This is a genomic window from Blautia sp. DFI.6.71 (assembly GCF_020593585.1).
GTDB lineage: Bacteria > Bacillota > Clostridia > Lachnospirales > Lachnospiraceae > Blautia_A > Blautia_A wexlerae.
Map to the genome: position 1 here is coordinate 145,897 of NZ_JAJDMJ010000003.1, position 6,725 is coordinate 152,621.

The 6,725-nt window shown below is 40.0% G+C and carries 5 protein-coding genes; 3 read left to right on the forward strand and 2 right to left on the reverse strand.

Going from position 1 to position 6,725, the window contains the following annotated elements; translation table 11 throughout:
* Positions 1 to 5: 5 nt before the first annotated feature.
* A complete protein-coding gene (locus LJE12_RS03375) occupies positions 6 to 2,114 on the reverse strand; it encodes an NAD-dependent epimerase/dehydratase family protein (RefSeq protein ID WP_008707181.1) in 2,109 nt (702 codons plus the stop codon).
* A gap of 301 nt (positions 2,115 to 2,415) precedes the next feature.
* Between LJE12_RS03375 and LJE12_RS03380 the strand changes: the two genes are divergently transcribed.
* From LJE12_RS03380 to LJE12_RS03390, 3 genes are all read left to right on the forward strand, one after another.
* Complete coding sequence (locus tag LJE12_RS03380) at positions 2,416 to 4,464, forward strand: M28 family peptidase (protein WP_227226693.1); 2,049 nt, start codon at positions 2,416 to 2,418, stop codon at positions 4,462 to 4,464.
* A 64-nt stretch (positions 4,465 to 4,528) separates the two neighbouring features.
* A complete protein-coding gene (locus LJE12_RS03385) occupies positions 4,529 to 5,170 on the forward strand; it encodes a GNAT family N-acetyltransferase (protein ID WP_008707183.1) in 642 nt (213 codons plus the stop codon).
* Between the two features lie 348 nt (positions 5,171 to 5,518).
* Positions 5,519 to 5,893, forward strand: a complete 375-nt coding sequence (locus tag LJE12_RS03390; protein ID WP_008707184.1) for a BlaI/MecI/CopY family transcriptional regulator — start codon at positions 5,519 to 5,521, stop codon at positions 5,891 to 5,893.
* A gap of 82 nt (positions 5,894 to 5,975) precedes the next feature.
* Here LJE12_RS03390 and LJE12_RS03395 read toward each other — a convergent pair whose 3' ends face one another.
* Complete coding sequence (locus tag LJE12_RS03395) at positions 5,976 to 6,299, reverse strand: hypothetical protein (RefSeq protein ID WP_118670253.1); 324 nt, start codon at positions 6,297 to 6,299, stop codon at positions 5,976 to 5,978.
* Positions 6,300 to 6,725: the final 426 nt, after the last annotated feature.

Here is a 6,725-nt window from a genome sequence, read left to right on the forward strand (position 1 = left end):
CTGTATCATTCTTCAGCTACCCTGCTTTCGTTACGGGTGTCAATCACTCTGCAATGAAGTCCGTTCTTTTCGAGCCTTTCAATTACTATCGGTAACATGGCATCATCCACCTGTGACAGTATCAGATAAAGTTGTCCATCCTCCGATATTCCCAGTATGTCATTCTCTCTGATTTTATTTTTTAATATCCTTTCTGTTTCCTCCAGTGTCATTTCCGGATTTTCAATCTGCAGCAGAGCATATGATCCTATTTTCTGTTCTTTTATGGAATGAAATAACTTCAGCCTTTCCATAAAATACTCTGTTTTTAATATATGAGTTCCTTCCAGATATTCCCTGTCTCTGACTGCTTCCTGATATTCCAGTGCACGCAGCAGAGAAACTTCTACCAGACCGCATAAAATTTTGATAAGATTCAGATAATACAATGTCATCTGACTACTGGCTGCATCCTGAATAAATACCAGCATTACAAGTTCTCCATTTCTCTTTATCCCTGCGATATATGCCGGATATCCGGCAAGCAGTTCCCTGTTTCTCCAGACCTCACCCTTTTCCAGCGTTTCTACCGCATTCTGATACTCTTCAATCCTTATAGAATTCGGCATTTTTCTGCGAATTTCAGGTGATGACACTTCCATCCTTCCAAAACGTTTCCATGAATCCAGTGAATAAAGTACAATTGTATGATTTTCCAGAACATCTTCCATTACCCTTATGGTTTCCATAAACAGTTTCTGAGGCTGTATCACATCCAGCTTTCTTGTTATATCAAAAATTTTTCCAAAGCTGTCCCTGCTTCCGAGAATCTGCTTCTTATATTGTCTTTTATCCTGAAGGGTCTCCTGATACATTTCCTGCATAAAGAAAAATTTTTCCTTGATCAGTCTGTTTTCTTTTGTTACAAATTCTATATCCTCTTTATTCTTCAGCCTTATATAACCACAGACAGCACCTGCGGCAAAATAAAAAATAAATGGAATCCAGTTAGAAGCCTCATAAAACAAAGTATATATGTTTACATTCTCCTGCCTGTACGCTGCAATCAAAGAACAAGTTTCCAACGCAGCTGCTGATATTCCATAATTAATTCCATAAAGACTTCCCATAAATACAATAAATACAAGTCTCAGGTCAATCATTTTAAACTGAGCATAAGTTCCTGTATATTTGTTTAGAAATTCAAATAAAATAAATCCTGAGATTAATTCCAGAATGTGGATCAGCAAAGTATTTTTTGATATCCAATTCCTGATATTTGCAAAATGTCCGAAATCTGAATCTGATAATTTTTTATACTCCTGATACATCCCGGGAATATCTTCAAAAACAGATATCTTTGGAAACCACCCATATTCATGTCTTATAATCTGATCATCCGGCTGTACCTTATAAATCTGACCGCTGTTCTGATATCTTATATCCAGTTTACCGGGAATTGTCTTTCTGATTTCTTTTTCCAGATCACTGAAACTCTGCCTGAAACAATCCGGAACATTCAGACAGCGTTCTTTTCCCCAATTGTCATATACTTTATAAAGCAGTTCTGCCAGATCATCCATACATACAAAATAAATATTTTGTTCCGGTGATTCCTCAAAAACAATTTTTCCGCTTTCTTCTGCCTCTGTAAACAGCTTATAAAAAAAGTCCTGTGTGTATACCGCTGAATATAAATGAGGAATTCTCAGAATCTTGGTGTTTATCTGATACATATTTCCATATTCCATAACTACATTTTCTGCTGCGGATACCAGAAGTGTTTTTCCACTTGTAATATTATAAATGCTCTCCTGCCCGGTCAGATACAACATTCTTATTTCCTTATTCTTTTTGCATAACTGAAGTATCTGTCTCAGTTGTTCCAGTTCTCCGGTCATCCTTCCATGCATGGTCAGATAATTGGAAAAATAAACAATTCTTTCAAACTCATATGTTTCGAAAATCTCTTTCAGTTCTTTCTCATCTTTTATGAACGGACGAGATAATATATTCTTTTTTCGATTTGATTTCAGCATCTCATTTCCCAGTACAACTACATCACATTCAGGAAATGATTCTTCTATAAAAGTTTCTGTTACATATCCTGTATTTCCTGCCAACAATACTTCCATATTTATTCACCTCAATAAAGTGAAGTATAACAAAATTATTTTTTCTTTTCAATATCAGTATCTTTACAGAAAATAGCTTTTTTCTCAACAACTGTTGTCTTGTTCCTGCTGCTGTTCTATGCTAAAATATTTCCAGTATAAAATCATAAACCACAGACAGATCAGTACCCTGATATTTCCGGCACTGATCATATCTGATCATATTATACAAACTGTCAGGAAAGAGGCGATTACATTGAACATTGAAGATTCCTGTATTTCCTGCATTGACACAGACTGGTCCTACCAGCTTGCCAGACGCATGGAAAAAGAGAAAACAAACCCTGTTCTGGGCTATCGTACTGCAGGTTCCGCTGCTGAAACAGCTACAGGAGATATGTTATACAGGGAAATGAAAGCTATCGGACTTACCGATGTAACCAGAGATACATTCTCACTGGACGGATGGGAATTCGAGAAGGCAGTCCTGAAATTTACAGATGATGACGGGCAGGAACACACCTTTCAGATGGGCGGATATCAGACAAATTTCGAGACAGACGGATTTGAAGATTACGAACTCGTTTATCTGGGAAAAGGAACTGCTGCAGATTATGAAGGCATAAACGTAAAAGGAAAGCTGGTTATGGTTGAGATCAACCAGCGAGACGAATGGTGGATCAGCTTCCCTGTTTATCAGGCTTATCTGCGCGGCGCTGCTGCCCTGATCGCAGTTCAGGCAAACGGCTACGGAGAAATCGCAGAGTCTGCGCTGAATGCACAGGATATCGCAGGTCCTGATTTCGCACCTGCATTCTCTCTGTCTCAGGCAGATGCACGTATCCTGAAGCGTTCTCTCCGAAATAAAATTTCCGCCTGCGAAGACAACACCACTGATTCAGAAGATACCCATAACACTCTGGAACAGGATGCTGCTTTATTACGCAGATCCTCATTAAAAGTATCACTGGATGCCCGTTCCAGAGTGATCCCGGATACAACAGCAGGCAATATCACAGGTAAAATACAGGGTACTGAGACAGACTCTATGATCCTGCTGTCTGCACACTATGATTCCTATTTCGATGGATTCCAGGACGATAATGCAGCAGTCGCCATGATGCTCGGCATTGCCCGTTCACTGGTAAAGGGCGGCTATAAGCCTGCCCACACTCTCGTTTTCTGTGCAATGGCTGCCGAGGAATGGGGAATCATTGATTCCAAATACGACTGGTCTACAGGAGCCTACAATCAGGTATTCCGCGTACATCCTGACTGGCAGGGTAAAGTGATTGCAGACCTGAACTTTGAACTTCCTGCACACGCACACAATAGACAGGATGCCATCCGCTGTACCTATGAATATGCAGATTTCATTAGACAGTTTACAGACAGCCTGACTGTCCCGAAGGAAGCATATCCTGACGGGATCACGGTTCTCTCTCCCATCGAGACATGGTCTGATGATTTCTCCATGGCAATCGCAGGTATCCCATCCACAGTCAATGATTTCAGTGCCGGGCCCTTCATGCAGAATTATTATCATTCCCAATATGATAATCAGGATGTTTACCAGGAAGCTGTCTATCAGTTTCATCATGAATGCTATCTGAAACTGATCATGGCCATTGACAGACTTGTCCTGCCACCGATGAATTTCAGCAATACCATGAACGCGGTCGCAGAAAGTATCCACGAAAATGCACTCTCATTTGCTGATCCTGAGCAGAATGTTCTGCTCAGAAACCTGCAGACAATTATCGCTTCTGCCGAAAATATTTATGACAAAATCTGCCAGATTAATGCGGAATATGCCACACTTTCAGACTCCGACGCCCGCATTGCTTTCCGCCACAAATGGGAATATGCCGGACTGGAGCTGCTGAAAACTTTCCGCAAGGCACAAGACTATCTGGTACGTCTCAACTGGCAAGATGAAGTAATTTTCCCACAGGAAGCTGCCTCCAAAAATATTCGACAGCTGGAAAAAGCCAGCCGGGCTTTATCCGAGGGAAATATTACAGATGCATTGAAGGCTCTCTATCGAGTAGACAATAATATGTACGCATTTCTCTTCGATGAAGAAGTTTACTATCACTTCACCGAATACATTCTTCACCAGCCAAAAGACCGTCTGATGTGGGGTGCCGGACGTATTATGCATCACGAAAATCTCTACGGGATCGTGCAGAAACTGAAGCAGCGCATGGAAGAAGAAACACCGGAACTCGACAGTGAGATCCGTCGTCTGGAAGCTGCCCTGCGCAGACAGAAGGCTTATTATAAGGACGATATCCGCTACTTAAACACCTCCGTTAATAAGCTGTCTGCGATGTTGGATAACATCTATAATAATCTACTGTCTTTTTAAAAAACATTACCACTCCCGGGAACAGCAATGTTCCCGGCAATAAATAAGGAGATTACTACATACCATGGAAAGTGATAATTTGTACAGAGTACAGGAAGAAGATTTACCACGATTACAGAAACTGTTAACGGTCTGTTTCGCACAGGATCCGCTGTATCATACCCTGATTCCTGATGATGACACCAGAGAAAGACTTCTGCCGGAGCTCTTTTCCTGCGATCTGACGGAGTTCTTTCAGACATGCGAAATTTATTCTGACAGCAGCGAACTGAACAGTATCCTGGTTGTTTCTGACGAAAGCGAACCTTACAATTTTCTGCACTACTGTCTCACAGAGGCCAGAGCTGCACTTACCACTGACGGATGGCTGATCAAAGAAGATCCAAGCCTGAAAACCTTCTGGAATTTCATTCAGGGCAAGGACTACCTGAACTCAAGCTGGACAGATCAGCTTCACCAGACAGAGCGTCTCCATGTGATCTATCTTGCAGTAGACCCTGGACACCAGCATCATGGACTGGCAGAACTTCTGATGGATGAGGTGATAAATTATGCCCAGAAACACAAGATGCTGATTTCTCTGGAAACCCATAATCCCAATAACGTTCCTATTTATGAACACTTCGGATTTAAAACATACGGGATAGTGGAAAAACCTCACTTTGGTCTGAAACAATATTGCATGATCCGAGAGGCTACTGTATAATCTGTCCCTGCACTGCTCTCGCAATTATTAACATAAAGACTCCGTAATTGATAAATTAACCTATTTTTCACTTACATTTTTGTCTATTTCTACGTCTAGTAATATTTATACTTTTATATTAAAATAACAAACAGATGTCGGATAAAACTTTTCCACATCTGTTTGTTTATAGTACCATGTGTACTTTTCCGCTACTATTTTTAATTACTGTTAACTGTTCGGAGACTTTCCATTCAACGGACTGCTGAACATCCACGATTACCAGAAACAAAAGTATTTACCTGGCAATAAAAATTTTAATAACCCCCAGAGTACACATCACTACACTGATAAGGAGGACTTATAATAATGGTACGAAATGCAATGAGCGCAACAGAATTTTATATTTTACAATATTTATGGACCAGAGAAACACCTGCAACTTTTTCTGAGATTATGGTTCACTTTAATGAGGAAGAAAAGAAAGCATGGAAGAAACAGACAGTAAACACATTTCTTTCCCGTCTGGCACAGAAGGGCTTTTTGAATATTGACAAGAGCGGAAAAAGAGCTATCTATATTCCATCTGTCACCTCAAAGAAATTCTATGAAAATTATGCCCAGGAGATTGTAAAGGATTCTTACAACGGAGCCATCAAAGATTTCATCGCTGCATTTACAGCAGGAAATAAATTAAGCGCAGCTGAGAAAGCTGAATTATTATCTTATATCCAGACACTTTAATCAGAAATGCTCAATAAAAAGGCTGTCATTAACAACAGCCTTTTTTATTTACAGAATTACTATAAATACCGGATCAGAGAAATTACTCAGACTCTTCTATATTTTCCAACGTAAGCTTATGATATGGCGTGCGCACATATTTTCCGTCGATCAACGGAATATCACTCTTATCTCCATCCGTTGCGATTACAAATGCAAGATTCAGTATTTCACGCGCCTGCTCCTCTTTATCATTATAAACCGTTCCAAGCATTTCCTCATTCTTTACAGCCTCAATCCCCTCATCTGTACGGTCGACCAGATTGACACACACCACATCACATCCTTTATCGATCATGTTTTTCACCTGTTCATTCTGCGTCAGCTGACTCTGTGATGCATCCAGGATTTCCAGATTGATCGCCACACCGCTGGATTCCTCTTGCCAATGATTTTTTCAGGTTATATTTTTTCTATTGTGATTTTTTCATATTACTTCCTATTACATAATGTTCGGATCAAAAGGTATTTTTCCCCTAACTTGATACCCACGAATTACTCCACACTTTGCAGCTCCCGCAATTTTATTATATGTTTATATATACAGCATAAAAGCCACTCTACAGATTATTCATCCAAAGAGTGGCTATCCTTATTTTTATCAGATACTTATGGTAAGTATACCCGTATATTCATTTTTACACAAAAAAACCAGCTAACTGTTAGCTGGTTTCTCATTGTACCTTCAAAACTACATACATGTTGACATTTCCTTGAGATTCATTCTTCCTGCGATTCTTGGTCAAGCCCTCACCCGATTAGTAACAGTCAGCTCCATGTGTTGCCACACTTC